Source organism: Mycolicibacterium sp. HS_4_1 (assembly GCF_054515875.1).
Genome location: NZ_CM137261.1, coordinates 1,847,324 through 1,865,402 on the forward strand (window position 1 = coordinate 1,847,324; position 18,079 = coordinate 1,865,402).

The 18,079-nt window shown below is 66.2% G+C and carries 17 protein-coding genes; 8 read left to right on the forward strand and 9 right to left on the reverse strand.

The features are described 5' to 3' along the window. Positions 1 to 64 precede the first annotated feature (64 nt). The 3 genes from ACX12F_RS08755 to ACX12F_RS08765 are packed head-to-tail and all read left to right on the forward strand — an operon-like array spanning position 65 to position 3,019. Entirely contained in the window at positions 65 to 1,090 is a 1,026-nt protein-coding gene (locus ACX12F_RS08755; RefSeq protein WP_459369205.1) for a zinc-binding dehydrogenase, read from the forward strand. A 5-nt stretch (positions 1,091 to 1,095) separates the two neighbouring features. After that, a complete protein-coding gene (locus ACX12F_RS08760) occupies positions 1,096 to 1,992 on the forward strand; it encodes an alpha/beta fold hydrolase (protein WP_459369206.1) in 897 nt (298 codons plus the stop codon). 16 nt (positions 1,993 to 2,008) lie between these two features. Next, entirely contained in the window at positions 2,009 to 3,019 is a 1,011-nt protein-coding gene (locus ACX12F_RS08765; protein WP_459369207.1) for a TIGR03617 family F420-dependent LLM class oxidoreductase, read from the forward strand. Between the two features lie 55 nt (positions 3,020 to 3,074). Here ACX12F_RS08765 and ACX12F_RS08770 read toward each other — a convergent pair whose 3' ends face one another. Genes ACX12F_RS08770 through ACX12F_RS08780 form a run of 3 tightly spaced genes read right to left on the reverse strand, consistent with a single transcriptional unit; the run spans position 3,075 to position 6,919 of the window. Further along, positions 3,075 to 3,533 (reverse strand): DUF5078 domain-containing protein, encoded by a 459-nt coding sequence (locus ACX12F_RS08770; RefSeq protein ID WP_459369208.1) that lies wholly within the window; start codon positions 3,531 to 3,533, stop codon positions 3,075 to 3,077. Between the two features lie 30 nt (positions 3,534 to 3,563). Then, positions 3,564 to 6,488, reverse strand: a complete 2,925-nt coding sequence (locus ACX12F_RS08775) for an MMPL/RND family transporter (RefSeq protein ID WP_459369209.1) — start codon at positions 6,486 to 6,488, stop codon at positions 3,564 to 3,566. Beyond that, positions 6,485 to 6,919 (reverse strand): MmpS family transport accessory protein, encoded by a 435-nt coding sequence (locus tag ACX12F_RS08780; RefSeq protein ID WP_459369210.1) that lies wholly within the window; start codon positions 6,917 to 6,919, stop codon positions 6,485 to 6,487. Before ACX12F_RS08780 ends, ACX12F_RS08775 begins: the two co-directional genes overlap by 4 nt. A 261-nt stretch (positions 6,920 to 7,180) precedes the next feature. Here ACX12F_RS08780 and ACX12F_RS08785 point away from each other — a divergent pair, with 261 nt between their 5' ends. Further along, positions 7,181 to 7,525 (forward strand): DUF732 domain-containing protein, encoded by a 345-nt coding sequence (locus ACX12F_RS08785; RefSeq protein WP_459369211.1) that lies wholly within the window; start codon positions 7,181 to 7,183, stop codon positions 7,523 to 7,525. 27 nt (positions 7,526 to 7,552) lie between these two features. On the opposite strand, the gene ACX12F_RS08790 is transcribed toward ACX12F_RS08785, so the two are convergent. Both ACX12F_RS08790 and ACX12F_RS08795 read right to left on the reverse strand, forming a co-directional pair. Beyond that, entirely contained in the window at positions 7,553 to 10,042 is a 2,490-nt protein-coding gene (locus tag ACX12F_RS08790; protein ID WP_459369212.1) for a glycogen/starch/alpha-glucan phosphorylase, read from the reverse strand. Between the two features lie 66 nt (positions 10,043 to 10,108). Then, on the reverse strand, positions 10,109 to 10,861 hold the full coding sequence (locus ACX12F_RS08795; protein WP_459369213.1) for an SDR family NAD(P)-dependent oxidoreductase: 753 nt from the start codon (positions 10,859 to 10,861) through the stop codon (positions 10,109 to 10,111). Between the two features lie 54 nt (positions 10,862 to 10,915). Here ACX12F_RS08795 and ACX12F_RS08800 point away from each other — a divergent pair, with 54 nt between their 5' ends. After that, positions 10,916 to 11,461 (forward strand): hypothetical protein, encoded by a 546-nt coding sequence (locus ACX12F_RS08800; RefSeq protein ID WP_459369214.1) that lies wholly within the window; start codon positions 10,916 to 10,918, stop codon positions 11,459 to 11,461. A 7-nt stretch (positions 11,462 to 11,468) separates the two neighbouring features. On the opposite strand, the gene ACX12F_RS08805 is transcribed toward ACX12F_RS08800, so the two are convergent. Then, complete coding sequence (locus tag ACX12F_RS08805; RefSeq protein WP_459369215.1) at positions 11,469 to 12,191, reverse strand: FadR/GntR family transcriptional regulator; 723 nt, start codon at positions 12,189 to 12,191, stop codon at positions 11,469 to 11,471. Positions 12,192 to 12,309: 118 nt separating this feature from the next. Here ACX12F_RS08805 and ACX12F_RS08810 point away from each other — a divergent pair, with 118 nt between their 5' ends. After that, positions 12,310 to 12,840 carry a gluconokinase gene (locus tag ACX12F_RS08810; protein ID WP_459369216.1) on the forward strand — a complete coding sequence of 177 codons (531 nt, stop codon included), beginning with the start codon at positions 12,310 to 12,312 and terminating at the stop codon, positions 12,838 to 12,840. Then, a complete protein-coding gene (locus tag ACX12F_RS08815) occupies positions 12,840 to 14,237 on the forward strand; it encodes a GntP family permease (RefSeq protein ID WP_459369217.1) in 1,398 nt (465 codons plus the stop codon). Before ACX12F_RS08810 ends, ACX12F_RS08815 begins: the two co-directional genes overlap by 1 nt. Before the next feature lie 4 nt (positions 14,238 to 14,241). Here the strand turns inward: ACX12F_RS08815 and ACX12F_RS08820 are convergent, their stop codons facing one another. From ACX12F_RS08820 to ACX12F_RS08830, 3 genes are all read right to left on the reverse strand, one after another. Continuing rightward, positions 14,242 to 15,303, reverse strand: a complete 1,062-nt coding sequence (locus ACX12F_RS08820) for a class I SAM-dependent methyltransferase (RefSeq protein WP_459369218.1) — start codon at positions 15,301 to 15,303, stop codon at positions 14,242 to 14,244. A 129-nt stretch (positions 15,304 to 15,432) separates the two neighbouring features. Continuing rightward, positions 15,433 to 16,056 (reverse strand): MBL fold metallo-hydrolase, encoded by a 624-nt coding sequence (locus ACX12F_RS08825; protein WP_459369219.1) that lies wholly within the window; start codon positions 16,054 to 16,056, stop codon positions 15,433 to 15,435. Further along, positions 16,053 to 17,141: an S-(hydroxymethyl)mycothiol dehydrogenase gene (locus ACX12F_RS08830; RefSeq protein WP_459369220.1), complete on the reverse strand. Its 1,089-nt coding sequence runs from the start codon at positions 17,139 to 17,141 to the stop codon at positions 16,053 to 16,055. The genes ACX12F_RS08825 and ACX12F_RS08830 overlap by 4 nt, the downstream gene beginning before the upstream one ends. Before the next feature lie 113 nt (positions 17,142 to 17,254). Here ACX12F_RS08830 and ACX12F_RS08835 point away from each other — a divergent pair, with 113 nt between their 5' ends. Next, complete coding sequence (locus tag ACX12F_RS08835; protein ID WP_459369221.1) at positions 17,255 to 18,076, forward strand: serine hydrolase domain-containing protein; 822 nt, start codon at positions 17,255 to 17,257, stop codon at positions 18,074 to 18,076. Positions 18,077 to 18,079 lie beyond the last annotated feature (3 nt).

Below are 18,079 nucleotides of genomic sequence, written 5' to 3' on the forward strand. Positions count from 1 at the left end.
TCCGGACTCCGTAAGGTGACCCTGTAACACCGTTACGGAATACCGGATCAGCAGAGGTGCGCAGTTGAGAACCGTATTGATCGACGCCCCCGGCAGCGTCTACGTCGACACCGTGCCCGACCCTGTGCTGCCCGGGCCGGATGGCGCCGTCGTCCAGATCACCACCGCGGCCATCTGCGGATCGGACCTGCACTTCTACGAAGGTGACTACCCGCTCGCGACGCCGGTGGCGCTCGGTCACGAGGCCATCGGCACGGTGGTCGAGGTCGGCCCGGAGGTACGCACCGTCAAAGTCGGTGATGCGGTGTTGATTTCGTCGGTTGCGGGTTGCGGCCACTGTGTCGGCTGCGCCAGCTTGGATCCGATCACCTGTGTGTCCGGCCCACAGATCTTCGGCTCCGGCGTGCTCGGCGGCGCGCAGGCCGAACTGCTCGCCGTGCCGTCCGCGGATTTCCAGTTGCACCGGTTGCCAAGCGATCTCAGCGTCGAGGCTGCGCTGCTACTCACCGACAACCTCGCCACGGGCTGGGCCGCGGCGAGGCGCGCCGACATTCCACCGGGCGGCACCATCGTCGTCTTCGGTCTGGGTGCGGTCGGCCTGTGTGCGGTGCGCTGCGCCATCGCACAGGGCGCGGGACAGGTGTTCGCCGTCGACCCGGTCGAGGGACGCCGTGAGATGGCTGACCGCAGTGGCGCCACCGCGATCGCCCCGGACCAGCTCGGCGTCGTCCACGAGGCGACGGGCGGCAGGGGAGCGGCCTCGGTGATCGACGCGGTCGGCAATGACACCACCATGAACGCGGCACTGACCACCGTGCGCGCGGGCGGCACGGTGTCCGTGGTCGGCGTACACGACCTCAATCCGTTCCCGTTCCCGGCGACGCTGTCGCTCATCCGCAGTATCACGCTGCGCATGACCACGGCGCCGGTGCAGCAGACCTGGCCGGCGTTGATCCCGCTGCTGCAGGCGGGCCGGCTCGATGTCGGCGGCATCTTCACCCATGCCATGTCGCTCGACGATGCGCCGAAGGCCTACGCCGCTGTCGCGGCGCGGACCGCGGACTGCATCAAGGTCACGCTGACCCCGTAGCAATGATGGCCAATCGGGAAACCCTGGAGCTCGCCTTGCCGCGCCTGCGTATGCAGGCGCTGGCGTGGGGGCCGCCCGACGGACGATTGATGTTGTGCTTGCACGGTTTTCCGGACAGCGCGCATAGCTGGCGGCGGGTTGCCCCGCTGCTGGCGGAGGCGGGTTACCGTGTGGTGGCACCCTTCATGCGCGGCTATGCGCCGAGCGGGGTGCCGGCCGACGGCAACTATCACGTCGGCGCGCTGGTGTCCGACGTGCTGGATCTCTACGACGCATTGGGCGGCGGGCCCGACGCGGTGCTGGTGGGTCACGACTGGGGCGCCTTCGCCGCCAATGCCGTTGCCGCGTATCCGAATTCGCCGTTCAATGCCGTGGTGTCGATGTCCGTCCCGCCGCTGGCGGCGATCAGCCAGGCCCGGTTCGGTGTGGCCCGCACGGTCCGGATGAGCCTGATCCAACTCCGGATGAGTTGGTACATCATGTACTTTCAGCTTCCCGGGCTGCCGGAGCACACCCTGCGCCGCGTCATTCCGCGGCTCTGGCGGGACTGGTCGCCGGCGGATGCCGATGTGGCCGACGACGTCGCCGCCACGCTTGCTGCGCTGCCGGCCCCCGAGCATCGGGCGGCCGCGGTCGGCTACTACCGGGCGCTGGTTCGACCGGGTGACGTCAACGGACCGTACGCCGAGTTCGAGCGGTACCTGCGGGAGCTGCCGCGCACCCCGATTCTGTACCTGCACGGTACCGATGACGGCGCGATGCAGGTGGGCTACACCGAACAGCTGTCGCAGGCTTTGCCGGCCGGATCGGTGGTCCAAACCATCGATGGTGCAGGGCATTTCCTGCAGGTCGACCGCCCGGCCGAGGTGGCCGCGGCGATTCTGGACTACGTCGGGAATTGACGAGGAGCTACCCACCATGCGCGTCCAACTCCAGATCGACGGGGCACCCCAGCGGGCGGCCGGCCATGCCCGGGAACTGGCCGGCCTCGGTGCCGACGGGGTGTTCACCTTCGAAGGCCCGCACGATGTGTTCCTGCCGCTGGTGGCCGCAGCCGGTGCCGCCGACCTGGACCTGATGACCAACGTCGCGATCGCCGGCCCGCGTAGCCCGCTGCATCTCGCGCACGCTGCCTACGACCTGCAGGTGTACAGCGGGGGAAGGTTCCGGCTGGGTCTGGGCTCGCAGATCAAGGTGCACATCGAAAAGCGTTACGGCGCACAGTGGGCCAAGCCCGCCGAACGCATGGCCGAGACCGTCACCGCGATCAAGGCCATTTTCGACTGCTGGGAAGGCAAGGCGCCGTTGAATTTTCGCGGCAAGCACTTCACTCACACCCTGATGCCGCCGAACTTCAACCCGGGCCCGAACCCGTTCGGGCCGCCCGCTGTGCTCATGGGCGCGTTGGGGCCGATCATGACCCGCACGGCCGCGCAGGTCGCCGACGGGCTGTTGGTGATGCCGTTCCACAGCGCCCGGCATTTCGCGGACCGGACCCTGGCGGCAGTAGGCGAGGGGCTGCAGCGGGCCGGGCGTGCGTCGGGTGATCTGCAGATCATCGCCCAGGCCATGGTGGCAGTGGGACGGACCGAAGAGGACTTGACCGCGGCGATCAATGGCGTCGCCACGCTGATCGCGTTCTACGGTTCCACACCCGCCTATCTACCGGTGCTGGAAACCGAGGGCTGGGCCGGTCTCCAGCCCGCGCTCAATGCCATGTCCAAGATCGGTGACTTCGCCGGCATGCGGGCGCTGATCAGCGACGAGATGGTCCGGACCATCGGCATCGTCGGCACCCCGGAGGAGTGCGCCGCCGAGATCGGTCGGCGGTTCGGCGGGCACGTCAGCGAAATCTGTTGCTACTTCCCGGGTTACGAGCAGCGATCCGACGATGTGCAGGACCTGGTCACCGCACTGCACGCGCAATGAAAACGGCGTGATCCGTAGCAACCGCTACGAATCACGCCGAAATCCGCGACAAAACCTACGGCGCCTGGACCCAGTCCCAGACGGCCATGTCGCCCTTGGGGTAGTTCATGCAGACGTCGGTGGCCTTGGCGACGACGCCCTTGTTGTTGAAGAAGATCTTGGCCCAGTTGCCCCAGTGGGTGGCCACCTGCTCATAGTAGATGTTGGTGGCGGTGTCCTCGGAGTACTGGCGACGGCCCACGGGATCGAGCGAGAAGAACCAGTGGATGCGGTCCTGGGCCATCTGCTGGATGTCGGCGGGCCGGTTGTGCATGTCGATCATGTAGCGCGAGTAGTAGACCGGGCTGGTGTCGCGGGCGGCGGCCAGGTACTGCTCGGCATCACAGGTGGTGACGATGATCCGGTGGGGGATCGGGTAGTCGTCGGTGGCGTCGGCAGCAGCCGGTCCGGCGAGGGTCGTCGCGACCGCACCAAGGGCTGCGACCGCCATCCCGGCGCGCTTCAGACCACGCATGATCTCGACCATAGTCCTTACTCCTGTTTCCTAGATAACTGTGCTGCTGGAGGCTGTTTGCAGTTCGCCCGTCGGCTTGGGCTGCGGCCACGGCTCGGGCACCGGACGCTGACGCACGCGCTGCGGCCACCAGAACCACTTGCCCATCAGGGCGGCGATGGACGGCGTCATCAGCGACCGGATGACCAATGTGTCGAACAACAGGCCCAGACCGATGGTTGTTCCGACCTGGCCGACCACGTGCAGCTCGCTGACCGCCATGGACATCATGGTAAACGCGAACACCAGGCCGGCCGAGGTGACCACGGACCCGGTGCCGCCCATGGACCGGATGATGCCGGTGTTGAGCCCCGCGTGGATCTCTTCCTTGAACCGGGAGACCAGCAGCAGGTTGTAGTCGGCGCCGACGGCCAGCAGGATGATGACCGCCATCGCGATGACCATCCAGTGCAGATTGAGCCCGATCAGGTGCTGCCACAGCAGAACCGACAGGCCGAACGACGCGCCGAGCGACAGCACGACCGTGCCGACGATGACGGCGGCGGCCACCACCGAGCGGGTGATGATCAGCATGATCGCGAAAATCAGTGCGAGCGCTGAGATTCCGGCGATCAAGAGGTCGTAGTCCGCACCTTCCTGCAGGTCCTTGAAGGTCGCAGCGGTGCCGCCGAGGTAGATCTTGGAGCCCTCCAGGGGAGTGCCCTTGATGGCTTCCTTGGCCGCGTTCTTGATGGCGTCGATGTGCGAGATGCCTTCGGCGCTCATCGGATCACCCTCGTGGGAGATGATGATCCGCACTGCCTTGCCGTCCGGCGAGATGAAGTTCTTCATGCCGCGCTTGAATTCCGCGTTGTCGAAGACCTCGGGTGGCAGGTAGAACGAGTCGTCGTTGCGGGCGTTGTCGAACGCTTCGCCCATGGCACTCGCGTTGTCCTGCTGCGCCTGCATCTGATCCTGCAGACCCTTCTGGGTCTGGTACATGGTCAGCATGTACTGCTTCATGCGCGACATCGTCGAGATCATGTCCGGCATGAGGGCGACCATCTGAGGCATCAGCTTGTCCAGCTTCAGCATGTCCGGCATCAAGTTCTGGATGTCGTCCGTCATGGTGTCGATGCCGTCGAGGGTGTCGAAGATCGAGCGCAAGGACCAGCAAACCGGGATGTCGTAGCAGTGCGGTTCCCAGTACAGGTAGTTCCGGATAGGCCGGAAGAAGTCGTCGAAGTCCGAGATGTGGTCACGCAAATCGGCGACGTCCAGCGTCATGTTGACCATCTTGCCGACCATGCTGTGCGTGGTGGCCGCCATCTGCGTGGTGATGGCCTGCATGCGCTTCATGGTGTCGATGTTGATCTGCATGTCGTTGGCTTGCTTGAGCATGTTGGCCATCGAGTCCTGCGCGTACTTCTCGTTCATCTTCTGCGAGGTGCCGCTCATGCTCATCAGGAACGGGATCGAGGTGTGCTCGATCGGCTTGCCTTCAGGGCGCGTGATGGTCTGCGACCGGGAAATTCCCGGGACTTTGAAGATGGCCTTGGCGATCTTGTCGATCACCAGGAAGTCGGCGGAGTTGCGCAGGTCGTGGTCGCTCTCGATGAGCATGAGCTCGGGGTTCATCCGGGCCTGCGAGAAGTGCCGGTCCGCTGCTGCGTAGCCCTCGTTGGCGGGGATGTCGGCGGGCAGGTAGAGCCGGTCGTTGTAGGCAGGTTGGTAGCCCGGCAGAGTGAGCAGGCCGACCAGGGACAACGCGATGGTGCCGACCAGGATGGGCCCGGGCCAACGGACCACGGCGGCACCGATCTTGCGCCAGCCACGCACCCTCATGGCGCGCTTGGGTTCCAGTGTCTTGCGGAACCGGCTCGCCACCGAGATCACCGCTGGGCCGAGCGTCAGTGCGGCGAACACGACGGTGACCATGCCGATGGCCAGCGGGACGCCGAGCGACACGAAGTACGGCATCCGGGTGAAGTGCAGGCAGAACGTGGCACCCGCAACGGTCAGGCCCGAGCCGAGCACCACGTGGGCGGTGCCCTCGAACATCGTGTAGTAGGCGTCTTCGCGAGACTCGCCTGCGCCACGCGCCTCCTGGTACCGGCCGATGAGGAAGATCGCGTAGTCGGTTGCTGCCGCGATGGCCAGCGTGACCAGCAGGTTGGTGGCGAAGGTCGACAGGCCGATGATGTCGTAGTAGCCCAGCGCCGCCACGACGCCCTGCGCCGCAGACAGTTCGAGCACCACCATCAGCAAGGTCAGCAGCACCGTGATGAACGAGCGGTACACCAGCAGCAGGGTGACGATGATGACCAGGAACGTGACGCCCTCGATCATCTTGACGCTGCGGTCACCGGCGATGTGCTGGTCGGCTGCCAGGGCCGCCGGACCGGTCACGTAGACCCTCAGGCCGGGCGGCGTCTTGATGCTCTTGATGATGTCCTGTGCGGCCTGAACGGATTCGTTGGCCAGCGCCTCGCCCTGGTTACCGCGCAGGTAGACCTGTACGTAGGAGGCTTTGCCGTCGTTGCTCTGCGAGCCGGCAGCGGTGAGCGGGTCGCTCCAGAAGTCCTGGATGTGCTCGACGTGCGCGGTGTCGGCCTGGAGCTTTTTGATCATCTCGTCGTAGTAGGCATGTGCCTCTGCGCCAAGTGGCTGGTCGCCTTCCAGCACGACCATCACCGAGCTGTTCGACTTGAACTCCTGGAAGACCTCGCCGACGTGCTTCGTCGCGATCACCGATGCCGCCTGATCGGGCGACATCGACACCGACCGCATCTTGCCGACTTCGTCCAGCGACGGGACGGCGCTGCCGAGGAAGATGATGATGCCGATCCAGGCGAGGATCACCGGGATCGCGAACTTGCGGATCAGACGGGCGATCGCCGACCGGTGGGGCGGCTGCTCGGCTTTGGGGATGACAGCCGTCGGTTCATCGGCAGTGTTGTTCACGGGGTGGCTCATGCGGATTTCACCAGGCAGAAGGTCTGGGCGTGGACGCCCGTGGAGGTGCGGGTGTCTTTGAGTTCATCGTCGACGTGGACGGTGCAGGTGATGGAGTCACCGTCGCCCTGGGCGACGATGTTGGGTGAGGCTGCCGGTGCGGTGGTGGACAGGACGAGTTTCCAGGGGAGCATGGCGTGGTCGACGCGCTGCGGTTTGGCGTCCAGGTCGAGGTAGTTGATGTCGGCGTAGGCGCCGGGTTCGCCGGTGATCTCGTAGGTGACGACCTTGGGCTTGAACGGTTTGGCGTCGTCGGCGAAGTTGCGTGGGGTGACGATGACGGGGTTCTGGCCGAAGTAGCCGCGTACGCGGTGGACGGTGAAGCCGGCGACGAGGGCGACGGCGAGGATGAGCAGCGGGATCCACGCCTTCTTGAGTGCATTGCCGATCACGCTGCGGGCACCATGGTCGACTGCACTATGTGTTCCCCGCTTCCCGGACCCTGACCGCGACAGATTAGGTCATTTAAGTGTTAGGTTAGACCAGTTAAGTTAATCATGGGAAACCTCCGCTGTGGGTGGCCCCTATCACCGTAACCGGTCACCCGCAGCAGATCGAACCAAATACGCAGCTGTTCAATGAGATTGAACAGACGGCGACGACTGTTCAGGGAGCAGGGGCAGATGGCAACCAGCACGAATAGACTCCATCACATGAAGGCACGCACTCTGGCCGGGGTGGCCGGTTCAATCGCCGCCGCCGCCCTTGCTGTCGGGATGGCCATCCCCGCGCAGGCTGACCCGGACACCGATTTCGCCAACCAGCTGCACACCTACGGGATCTACGGCCCCAAGGACTACAACGCCTGGATCGGCAAGATCACCTGCCAGCGGCTCGACAACAACGTCGACCACACGGCCACCGACTCGGCGGCGTTCCTGAAGAAGAACCTGCCGCGCAACAGCAGCTCGGAGCAGCAGGTGTACCAGTTCCTCAACGCCGCGTTCGACACGTACTGCCCGGAGAAGCACGACCTGCTGGTCGCGCTCGCTCACTAAGGCGGAGATTTCGGCCCTGACGGTGCGTCAGTGCACCGTCAGCGCCGAGACATCCCAGATGTCGTCGCAGTACTCGGTGATCGCACGGTCCGACGAGAACTTGCCGCTGCGTGCGGTGTTCAGGATCGACATCCGCGTCCACCCCGCGGTGTCGCGCCACGCGGCGTCGACCCGGTCCTGGCAGGCGACGTACGACGCGTAGTCGGCGAGCACCAGGAACGGGTCGTCGAGCCGCAGCGAATCGACCAACGGCCGGAAGACGTGCGTGTCACCGCCGGAGAAGGTGCCGTCAGCAATCAGATCAAGTGCCGCGCGCAGTTCTGTACCCCCGTCGATGTCCCGCGCGATGTAGTCGTCCGGGTGGTAGCCGGTGGCCTTGACGCTTTCGACCTCGGCTTCGGTCAGCCCGAACAGGAAGAAGTTCTCCGCGCCCACCTCGTTGCGCATCTCGACGTTCGCGCCGTCCAGGGTCCCGATGGTCAGTGCCCCGTTGAGCATGAACTTCATGTTCCCGGTGCCGGAAGCTTCCTTGCCGGCCGTGGAGATCTGCTCGGACAGGTCCGCGGCCGGGTAGATCAGGTGTGCGTTCTGCACGTTGAAGTTCGGCACGAACGCGACCTTGATGAATGTGCTCACGTGCGGGTCGGCGTTCACCGTTTCGGCCACCGCGTTGATCAGCTTGATGATGCGCTTGGCCATGAAGTAGCCGGGCGCGGCCTTACCGCCGAACACGAACGCGCGCGGGGCGATCTGCAGGTCGGGGTTCTGCTTGAGCCGGTGGTAAAGCGTGGCGATGTGCAGCACGTTGAGGTGCTGCCGCTTGTACTCGTGGATCCGCTTGACCTGGATGTCGAACATCCAGTCCGGCGACAGCTCGATGCCCGTCGTGTTGTGGATGTACTCCGCCAGCCTGGCCTTGTTGGCCCGCTTGACCGCGCGCCAGTGCGCGCCGAAACCGGGGTCGCCGGCCAGCGGTTCCAGCTCGCGGAGCTTGCCCAGATCCGTCAGCCAGCCCGGCCCGACGGTGTCGTCGAGCAGGTCTCGCAGTCCCGGATTGGCCAAGGCCAGGAACCGGCGCGGCGTGACGCCGTTGGTCTTGTTGCTGAACCGCTCGGGCCACAGCTCATAGAAGTCCTTGAGCACGCTGGACTTGAGCAACTCGGTGTGCAGCGTGGCGACACCGTTGACGGCGTGGCTGCCGACCGTCGCCAGATGCGCCATCCGCACGCTCTTGCCACCCGCCTCGCCGATCAGTGACATGCGGCGCAGTCGCTCGGTGTCTCCGGGGAACCGCGCGGCGACCTCGTCGAGGAACCTGCGGTTGATCTCGTAGATGATCTCCAGATGGCGGGGCAGTGACTCCTGGAACATGGCCAGCGGCCAGGTTTCGAGCGCCTCGGGCAGCAGAGTGTGATTGGTGTAGCCGAGGGTCGCGACGGTGATGCGCCAGGCTTCGTCCCAGCCCAGGCCTCGTGTGTCGACCAGGAGCCGCATGAGTTCGGCGACGGCGATCGACGGGTGGGTGTCGTTGAGCTGCAGGGCGAACTGCTCGGGCAACGCTGCAACCGACAGACCCGCCAGATCTTCCAAGATGTGCAGGATGTCCTGCAGCGAGCACGACACGAAGAAGTACTGCTGCAGCAGGCGCAGTCGCTTGCCGGCCTCCGGCTCGTCATTGGGGTAGAGCACCTTGGTGACGGTTTCGGAGCTCACCTCGTCCTCGACAGCGCGGTAGTAGTCGCCGCTGTTGAACGCGTCCAGCGCGAACGACTCGATCGCCCGCGCGCTCCAGAGCGTCAGGGTGTTGCAGGTGTTGACGCCGTAGCCCTGGATCGGGGTGTCGAACGAAATGCCCTTGAGCACTTCGCGGGGAATCCAGCGCACCCGGTACTCGCCGTTGTCGTCCAGGTATGCCTCGGTGTAGCCGCCCCACTGCACGGGGTAATTGACGTCAGGCTTGGCGATCTCCCAGGGGTTGCCGCTCGCCAGCCAGTTGTCCGTCTTCTCGACCTGCCAGCCGTTCTGGATCTCCTGCTTGAAAATGCCGAACTCGTATCGGATGCCGTAACCGATGGCCGGGCGCTCCAGCGTCGCGAGCGAATCCAGGTAGCACGCTGCCAGGCGGCCCAGCCCACCGTTGCCCAGACCGGGTTCCTGCTCACAGGCCAGTACCTCGTCGAGGTCGTGACCGAGGGCCGCCAGGGCTTCGCGGGCCTGCCGCTCGATGCCGAGGTTCAGCAGGTTGTTGCCGAGCTGCGGACCCATCAGGAACTCGGCCGACAGGTAGCACGTCACTTTCCTGGACAGGTCGAGGAACGCCTGCGTACTGGCCATCCAGCGTTCTTGCATCCGGTCACGGACCGCCAGCGAGAGCGCGCGGTAGTAGTGCTCGGGCGTCAGTGCCGACGCCGGCCGGCCGACGGAGTAGAGCAGGTGGTCCTCGACCGCCTGTCGCAGCTCGTCAGTGTGCAGTCCGGCGCGGATGTCTCGGTCGTCAGCGGCGTCGAAGTGGGTCACTCACGGATTGAACCGCTCGGTCACGTCTGCCACGTGAACACCGGCTGACGGTTCGCCGCAGACTTGTCAGGCCGGGCCCTTGCCGTTGTCGACGCGGTACACCGAGCCGTGGATGGCGGCGGCGTCGTCGCTGGCCAGGAATGCGATGACGCTCGCCACGTCGCGCGGTTCCATGAAGCCGCGCGGCGCGGCGATCCGCATGATCAGGTCCCAATCCGCGTTCTCCGGCGCGGCGAATTCCGTGACCTGCGCCGTCAGCATGCCACCCGGGCACACCGCGTTGACCCGCAGCTTTTCCTTGGTGTACTCGACGGCCAGCGCCCGGGTCAGGCCGATCAGCCCGTGCTTGGCGGCGCAGTAGCCGGCCGAATAGATCTCGCCTTCGACACCGGCGATCGAGGAGACGTTGACGATGTTGCCGCCGTTCTCCAGCAACTGCGGCAGCGCGGCCCGGGTCAGGTAGAACGGGCCGTTCAGATTCACCGCGAGATCGCGGTCCCAGTCGTCGTCGGTCATCGACAGCGTGTGCCGCATCACGTGGAAGCCGGCGACATTGACCAGGATGTCCAACCGGCCGAATTTCGCGATGCAGTCGTCGACCGCCTGCCGGCAGGCGTCAGCCGTGCTGATGTCCACCGCCGAGAACGCGCCGCCCGACGCCTCGTCGTAGGCGTCGGCGAACACCGTCGCCATCCGTTCGGCGTCGCGCGCGATGCCGAAGACCGATGCGCCGCGTTCGGCGAAAACCTTGACCGTGGCCGCTCCCAGGCCTGCCGAGGCGCCGGTGATCAACGCAACTTTCCCGCTGAGTGAACTCATACGGTGACTTTCTCACGCCGCGGGCAAGGCGCCTGCGATACTCGGGCGGTGAAAATGAAACGTGTTCTCGCTATGGTGTCGAGTTTCGGTTTCGCCGTGGCGGGCTCGCTCTTCTCGGCGGCCGCGCCGGCGCATGCCGACATCCCGCTGCCCGAGGGCATCTACACGTTCATCCAGGACGGCACGCCGATCGGCGTGTGGACCATCTGGCCCGTCTGCACCCCGACAGTCGGCGATCTGCGCAACAACATGGAACTGCCCGTGGCATGCCTGCTGCACATCGCACCCGACCAGTACGGCGCCATCTATGGCGGTGACGCCCGCCAGACCGGTGGCGAGGGGCACTGGGCGTTCACTCAAACCGATCTCTTCGGCTTCACCTGCCCGGACGGCAGCAAGTCCAAAATCGTCGAGAACTATGAGTTCGAGGACGCCAACTGGACCGGTACCCGGACCACCTTGAACACCGATCAGTGCGGCGTACCGGCGGCGATGACCAAGAAGTCCTTCCGGTTGGAATTCCAGAAGCCACTGCCGATTCCGGTGCAGCAGTACCCGCTGTACTGCGACCCGAACGACGGCCTCAAGCGCTGCCGCTGACGGTCGGTCAGACCGGACCTGACTCCCCGGCGACCGCTGCCGCGGCCTCGTCGATGATGGCGCGCATCGCGCGTTCGGCGCCGGCTGAGTCGCGTAACCGCACGGCGCGGGCCACCTCGTCGTGCAGCGCGATGGCCGCCGGATTGGGGGAGTCGGGCATCATGCCGTGGTGGGTACGTCCGGCCAGGACTTCCGCCACCACCGCATTGAGCGCGCGGAACATCTCGTTGCCGCTGGCCTCCAGCAGGGTCCGATGAAAGACCTTGTCCGCCTGTAGATAGGCGGTGAGGTCGCCGTCGCGTCCATGTACCGCCATGTCCGATACGGCGGCGGCCATGATGCGGCACTGGTGCGGGTTCGCGCGCTCGGCGGCCAGTGCGGCCGCCACGGGTTCGAAGCCACGGCGCAACTCCGACAACGACGTCAGCTGCGCGGCACGATCGCCGGAATCGAGGCGCCAGCGAATCAGTCTGGGGTCGAACACATTCCAGTTGGCGGCGGGCTGAATGGTGATGCCGACCCGGCGGCGCGAGGCGACCATACCCATCGATTCCAGGACCCGGACGGCTTCTCGCACCACACTGCGGGAGACGCCGTGCTCTGCGCTCACTCCTTCGAGGGTGATCACTTCGCCGGGGGCGTATGTTCCGGCCACCACCGCGGTCCCGAGCGCGCTCAGCACACTGTCGTGCAGAGCGCTGACATTTGCGGGCGAAGACACGGATAACATCCTGGCATATCTACGCTGAGCTGGATTAGAAATGATTTTTATCGTATGAGTCTTGCAATAGTCTGACTTTTGAGCCACGCTGTGTGAGTCAAACCACAGCAAGGGGCGGGTGTAGAAGATGCCATCACCCATCGTCGTCATGGGCGTTTCAGGATCCGGCAAGTCCACTGTCGGCGCGGCTCTCGCGCAGCGGCTCCGCGTGCCGTTCGCCGATGCCGACGATTTCCATCCCGCCGCCAACATCGCGAAAATGGCGGCCGGTCACCCACTGAACGACGACGATCGCCGGCCCTGGCTCGAGACCATCGGCCAGTGGCTGGGGACGCACTGCGGCGACGGCGGCGTGATGAGCTGTTCAGCCCTGAAGTACCAGTACCGCGTCCAGCTGCGGAGCCACTGCCCGGGCACCAGGTTCCTGCACCTGTTCGGCACTCCCGAGGTCATCGGTGCCCGGCAGGCGAGCCGGCCCGGCCACTTCATGCCGGCGTCGCTGTTGGCCTCACAGTTCAAAACCCTGGAACCGCTGCGAGCCGATGAGGCCGGCGTCGTCATCGACGTCGCGCAGAGCATCGATTCGATTGTCGACGAATACATTTCCCGTACCGGAGGCGACCACCCATGCATGCACAGCGACGGGGAGAGCATCTGATGGACATCGCCGTCACCTTCTTGGCCGACGCACCCAAGCTCGTCGAACCCGTCGCATCGGCCCCCCAACTGATCCTGGCGTTCGTCGCCGGCATCGGCGTCATCGTCGTCCTCATCACGCTGGTCAAACTGCACCCGTTCCTGTCCCTGATCTTCGGCGGCCTGACGGTGGGTCTGACGGCCGGAGAGAACCTCACCGCCGTCCTCACATCGTTCTCCGACGGATTCGGTGCCACGGCGGCCGGCGTCGGCATCCTGATCGCCCTCGGTGCGATGTTCGCCAAACTGCTCGCCGACTCAGGCGGGGCCGACGAGATCGTCGACACCATCGTCGGTGCCGCGTCGCCCCGCGCCCTGCCCTGGGCCATGGCGCTGGTCGGCGCGATCATCGGCCTCCCGATGTTCTTCGAGATCGGCCTCGTCCTGCTGATGCCCGTCATCTATCTGGTGGCCCGACGTTCGCAGCAGTCGCTGATCACCATCGGCATCCCGGCGCTGGCGGGCCTGTCGGCCATGCACGGTTTCGTGCCGCCGCATCCCGGTCCGTTGACCGCCGTCGGACTGCTCAATGCGGACCTCGGCGTCACGCTCGGGCTCGGCGTGCTCGTCGCGGTCCCGACCATCGTGGTCGCGGGCCCGCTGTTCGGCCGGCTGGCCGGTAAGTGGGTCGTCGTCGCGGCTCCGGACACCTTCGCCACCGATCCGGAAACCCTTCGGACACATGGCAAACGGCCCCGGTTCAGCGTCACGCTGTTCTCGGTGCTGCTGCCGGTCGCGCTGATGCTCGGCAAGGCCCTGGTCGACATCTTCATCGACGACAAGAGTCAGTTGTTCCGCCGGACCTTCGACGCCGTGGGCACACCGCTGGTCGCCCTGCTCATCGCCGTCGTCGTCGGCACGGTCACCCTCGGCCGGGGTGCGGGAATGGATCGCACCGCCATCACCAAGTGCATCGAGTCGAGCCTGCCCCCGGTCGCGGGCATCTTCCTGATCGTCGCCGCCGGCGGCGGATTCAAACAGGTGCTGGTGGACACCGGGATCGGCACGATGCTGGCGCGATGGGCCGAAGGCGTGCACATCTCTGTGCTCGTGCTGGCCTGGGTGCTCGCGGTCCTCATCCGGCTGGCCACCGGCTCGGCCACCGTCGCCACCATCACGGCGTCGTCGCTGGTTCTCGGACTGGTGCAGGGGATGGGCTCCGGCGAGCTGTCGCTGGTGGTGCTGGCCGTCGGCGCCGGCTCGCTGTTCTTCTCGCACGTGAACGACGCGGGCTTCTGGTTGGTCAAGGAGTACTTCAAGCTCAGCGTCGGACAGACCATCAAGACCTGGTCGATCATGGAGACGGTGCTCTCGGTGGTCGGTCTGGCGATGGTCCTGATCCTGGATGTCTTCGTCTAGGGTTTCAGCGCAACTGTTTCTGCACGACGATGTGCGCCACCGGGATCGGCATGGGTTGTGGCGCGCTGGACAGCTGGTCCATCAGTGCGGCTGCCAGGGCGTCGGCGAGCCGGCAGCGTCGCGCCGGGTCGGCGGGGTCCAGCCCCTCAAACAGGGAATCGAACACCGCGGCCCTGGTGAAGGCCACCCAGCTCTTTGCGAAAGCCGTTGCGTCACGGTCATTCTGGTACTGAAGCCAGAAGCGGTCCGGTTCGTCGGCGACCGTCAGATGGGTGATCTGCAGCCGCTCGAAGCGCCCCGACGGGGCGAACGGCGACCGGAAGTCGGCAATACTGCGGCCCACGATGGGCAGGTGCATGCGCCGCAGTTCGTCGGCGGTGACGAGCCGTTGGGTGTGCAGGTCGGCGAGCGCGTGCATCAGCCCGTCGAATAGCGGCTCGAGCCCCAGGCGCCCGTCGTCGTGCTGGCCCATGGTCATCACCACGAGGCGGCCACCCGGACTCAACTCGCGGCCGCGAAACGCGATGAATTCGTGCCAGTCGTGCGCCGCCTGCCGGGCGCACGCGGCGCGCACCTGCGCGTCGCCGCTATAGGACGCCTGGACATGATCGTGAATCTCGGCCGGCGTGCGGCTGAGCCAGTGGATGGCCCACGCCGACCATCCCAAGTGCACGCCGTCCGACGGCAGAATCTGGCTCAGATACGAACGCCCCACCGCCGACGCGAACGTGGCCCGGTCGGCGCGCAGGTAGCTGAAGGGGTCGTCGCGCAGGGTCCGGAACAGGGCACTGAAATCGTTGTCGGGGATGTCGGTGTGCGTCACCATGATGGGGTGTTCGGGCCGCATGCGTTTGCGCAGCGCGGCGATGCCGGCGCCGATCGGGAGCAGGCCCCCCAGGGCGTTGCCGCAGCCGTACTCGGCGATCACCACTGAGTGTGGTGCCGCCGGCAGCGGGACCTCTGCCGCGGCTTGCTCGAAAAGCTTTGTGGCCGTGCGGAGTCCGGCGGTCTGCAGGCGCGAACTCCCGAGCGGGTCGGGCTGCACCACCACACTGGACTCGGGCATGTCTCACGGTAGCGCCGCGAGCTGTGTGGCGCGCTCCGAACGCGCGCCGAATCGGTGGCCGCTGCTCGATTGGCAGCTCAGCTGCGGCGGCTCGATTGGCAGCTCAGCTGCCGCTGCTCGATTGGCAGCTCAGCTGCCGCGGGCCACCCAGTCGTCGTAGTTGACCAGCTCGCCGCCGATGGTGGTGGTGTCGCCGTGGCCGGTGTAGACGACCGTGTCAGAAGGAAGTTTCCCCAATCCTTCTGCGATCGACGCCAGGATGGTCGGGAAGTCCGAGTAGGAACGGCCGGTCGCGCCGGGTCCGCCGTGGAACAGGGTGTCGCCGGAGATCACCGCGCCGAGTGCGGGGATGTGCCAGCACACCGAGCCGGGGGAGTGTCCGGGTGTGTGGATCGCCTTGATCTGCAGGCCGCCGACGGTGAGCACCTGGTCGTCGCCGACGGTGTGAAAAGGGTTGTTCGGGTGGACATCCCGCCACAGCATCTCGTCGGCCGGGTGCAGCAGCACCGGGGCGTCGAGCGCCGCGGACAGCTCGGGCGCGACGGTGATGTGGTCGTTGTGGCCGTGGGTGCAGACCACCGCCACGACGTTGCGGCCGCCGACGGCCTCGATGATGGGCTCGGCGGTGTGGGCGGCGTCGAACACCACGACGTCTTTGTCGTCACCGACGAGCCAGATGTTGTTGTCGACGTCCCAGGTGCCGCCGTCCAGGCTGAACGTGCCGCTGGTGACGACCCGCGCGATGGCAGTCACTTCAGGACCACCACCGAGCGAAGCACCTCGCCGCTGTGCATCTTGGCGAAGGCGTCCTCGATCTGGTCAAGCCCGATGCGCTCGCTGACGAACTTGTCCAGTGGCAGCCGGCCCTGCAGGTACAGGCTGATCAGGGTGGGGAAGTCGCGCTCGGGCAGGCAGTCGCCGTACCACGACGACTTCAGCGCCCCGCCGCGGGAGAAGAAGTCCACGAGCGGCATTTCGAGTGTCATGTCGGGTGTCGGGACACCAACGAGGACAACGGTTCCGGCGAGGTCGCGGGCGTAGAACGCCTGCTTCCAGGTTTCGGGGCGGCCGACCGCGTCGATGACGACGTCGGCGCCGAAGCCGTCGGTCAGATCCTGGATGGTTTGGACCGGGTCGAGGTCGAGGGCGTTGATGGTGTGGGTGGCGCCGAATTCGCGGGCCCAGTGCAGCTTCTTGTTGTCGGTGTCGACGGCGATGATCCGCTTGGCGCCGACCAGTGCCGCGCCGGCGATGGCCGCGTCACCCACACCGCCGCAGCCGATGACCGCGACGGTGTCGTCGCGGGACACGTTGCCGGTGTTGATGGCGGCGCCGATGCCGGCCATCACGCCGCAGCCCAGCAGGCCGGCGACGGCGGGGTCGGCTTCGGGATCGACCTTGGTGCACTGGCGCTCGTGTACGAGGGTTTTGTCGGCGAAGGCGCCGATGCCCAGGGCGGGGGTGAGTGCGGTGCCGTCGGTCAGTGTCATTTTGCCGGTGGCGTTGAACGTGTCGAAGCACAGGTGCGGGCGGCCGCGCTTGCAGGCGCGGCACTCGCCGCAGACGGCCCGCCAGTTGAGGATGACGAAATCGCCCGGTGCGACATGCGTGACGCCTTCGCCCACCGACTCGACGGTGCCGGCGGCTTCGTGGCCGAGCAGGAACGGGTATTCGTCGTTGATGCCGCCCTCACGGTAGGTCAGGTCGGTGTGGCACACGCCGCAGGCGATGATGTCGACCACGACCTCGCCGGGGCCGGGATCGGGAATGACGATGTCGACCAGCTCGATGGGCTGCTTCTTGGCCCGGGAAATCACGCCACGCACTGTCTGACTCATGGCTACAACCTAATGCCTCGGAGCAGAGTCGGAATGGTGTCCATACAAATGTCTGGTTAACGGCGTCTCCGCCGTCGCCCACCGGCTGCGCGACCTATGACAGTGTCGTGCATGTGACCGCACTCGAGCTGTTGGATTCCTGGCCGGTACCGCATGCCGCGGCAGCGGTGGTGTCACCGGCGGGCCTGGTCGCCGCACACGGACCCGTCGATCGCGCGTTCCGGCTCGCTTCGGTGACCAAGCCGCTGGTGGCGCGTGCCGCACAGATCGCGGTGGAGGAGGGCGTCGTCGAACTGGACACCCCGGCCGGCCCGCCGGGATCGACGGTGCGGCACCTGCTGGCGCACACCTCAGGGCTGGCGATGCAGACCCCCGACGCCATCGCCACACCCGGGACCCGGCGGATCTACTCGAGCGCCGGGTTCGCGGTGCTGGCGCACGTGCTCGAACACGAGTCCGGCATCGAGTTCGGGCTGTACCTGCGCGAAGCGGTGTTCGAGCCGCTCGGCATGGCCGATTCCGACCTGCCCGGTGGGGCCGACACCGCCGGGTACGGCGCGTGGTCGACGGTGACCGACCTCGCCGCCTTCGCCGGTGAGCTGCTGCGCCCGACTCTGGTTTCGACGCCCATGCACGCCGACGCGATCTCGGTGCAATTCCCGGGGCTGGACGGGGTGCTGCCCGGGTTCGGCTCGCAGCGGCCCAACGACTGGGGTCTGGGTTTCGAGATTCGGGACGGCAAGAGCCCGCACTGGACGGCCGCGACCAACTCGGGGCGCACGTTCGGCCACTTCGGCCAATCGGGCACGTTCCTCTGGGTCGATCCGGAAGCGGACCTGGCGCTGGTCGTGCTGACCGACCGCGACTTCGGGGACTGGACGCATGCGGTGTGGCCGGACGTGTCGGCCGCGGTTCTGCGCGAGTTCCGTTCTTAGTGG